Raw genomic sequence first — 1,192 nt, forward strand, 5'->3', positions numbered from 1 at the left:
GCAGTGGTCATGGGCTCAGCTCTTGACGCCGCCGCTCGTCATCCCGCCGAGGAAGAAGCGCTGGAAGACGATGAAGACGACGATGACGGGAAGGGTGGAAAGGATCGCCGAGGCGGTCAGCGGCCCCCATTCGCGGCCATAGAAGCCGAGATAGCCATAGATCGCGACCGGCAGGGTCTTGACCGCTTCCGAGGAGGTCATCGCCACCGCGACGACAAAGTCGTTCCCGGCGACGTCACGACGAAGAGCCCGACCGCGACCAGCCCCGGCCCCGACAAGGGCAGCACGACCTTGCGCAGCGTCTCGAAGCGCGAATAGCCATCGACCCGCGCCGACTGCTCCGGGCCAACTAATGGGGGCAGACCACCGCGCTGACTTTGAGAAAGCAAGGCGCCGAACCTATTTGTGGCGGAAGACGTGAGAGCGAATCTAAATCTTACAGCCAACACACAAACAGGTTGCGTAACCGCGCATCGAAATATACTCTACCCATGTACGCACAGGAGGAGCGGTTATGCAGCCATCCATTGAAATTGTTTCTGATCCTGAAGGTAAAGACGTGTTGCCCCGCGACAAAAAGGTAGCCCTAGAACAAGCCCTGTTGGATCTTGAAAATCTCTCAACTCACCTCGTCAAAAGAAATGAAAGCTTCGATAACTTAGAGGCTGGATGTCTTTCGTGCTCATTTTCTGCAGCAGAAGAGCGACAGCTCTAGTTCGAGGAACATAAATCATGCCAGCCCCGATCGCAGCGCTTGTTCACAATGACTCAATGGAACCAACGATACCGCAGGGCAGCGTCATTACGGCGTCACCATCCTTGAGGACCAAGCGTTGGTCTGTAGTAGGCTATCGGTCGTCGATCACACTCGATCACACAATTAGTATCGCACGCCGTGAATCTGATTTCTTCTCGAAACTTTCTGACAATCAGATCAATGATTTCTATACGGCTCACTATGATGTATTTGGCCCAACTAGAATAAATCGGATCGCTCGTGTGGTGGGGCTCGAAGGTGAAGCGGTCGAGCTAAACGCGGATGGACTTTTCATCAACGGCATGAAAGCTGCCCCGCCTCGCGAGTTAATTGAGCTTTTCGAAGGCATATCTGCGCGTACTCACTTTAGCGGCGCGGTGGTTCCGGCAGGCCATGTTTTTTTGCTAAAAGACAATCTTAGGCGCTCACATGATT

4 protein-coding genes are annotated in these 1,192 nt (G+C 54.1%); 2 read left to right on the plus strand and 2 right to left on the minus strand.

Translation table 11 applies throughout. The annotated features are described in order from the left end of the window. Nucleotides 1-15 precede the first annotated feature (15 nt). Together AC1DVA_RS28460 and AC1DVA_RS28465 are read right to left on the minus strand one after the other, a co-directional pair. On the minus strand, nt 16-201 hold the full coding sequence (locus tag AC1DVA_RS28460) for a hypothetical protein (RefSeq protein ID WP_476808138.1): 186 nt from the start codon (nt 199-201) through the stop codon (nt 16-18). After that, nucleotides 198-389 carry a hypothetical protein gene (locus tag AC1DVA_RS28465; protein WP_476808139.1) on the minus strand — a complete coding sequence of 64 codons (192 nt, stop codon included), beginning with the start codon at nt 387-389 and terminating at the stop codon, nt 198-200. The genes AC1DVA_RS28460 and AC1DVA_RS28465 overlap by 4 nt, the downstream gene beginning before the upstream one ends. 125 nt (nt 390-514) lie before the next feature. Here AC1DVA_RS28465 and AC1DVA_RS28470 point away from each other — a divergent pair, with 125 nt between their 5' ends. Both AC1DVA_RS28470 and lepB read left to right on the plus strand, forming a co-directional pair. Continuing rightward, on the plus strand, nt 515-715 hold the full coding sequence (locus AC1DVA_RS28470; protein ID WP_476808140.1) for a hypothetical protein: 201 nt from the start codon (nt 515-517) through the stop codon (nt 713-715). A 17-nt stretch (nt 716-732) separates the two neighbouring features. Then, nucleotides 733-1,192 (plus strand): signal peptidase I (gene lepB / locus AC1DVA_RS28475; RefSeq protein ID WP_476808141.1); only part of this gene is annotated, 460 nt, incomplete at its 3' end.

It is taken from the genome of Allobosea sp. P4_C6, assembly GCF_056402015.1.

Excerpts from the sequence above, each read along its gene's own strand:
- AC1DVA_RS28460 (WP_476808138.1), bottom strand. The coding sequence starts at position 201 with ATGACCTCCTCGGAAGCGGTCAAGACCCTGCCGGTCGCGATCTATGGC.
- AC1DVA_RS28470 (WP_476808140.1), top strand. The coding sequence starts at position 515 with ATGCAGCCATCCATTGAAATTGTTTCTGATCCTGAAGGTAAAGACGTG.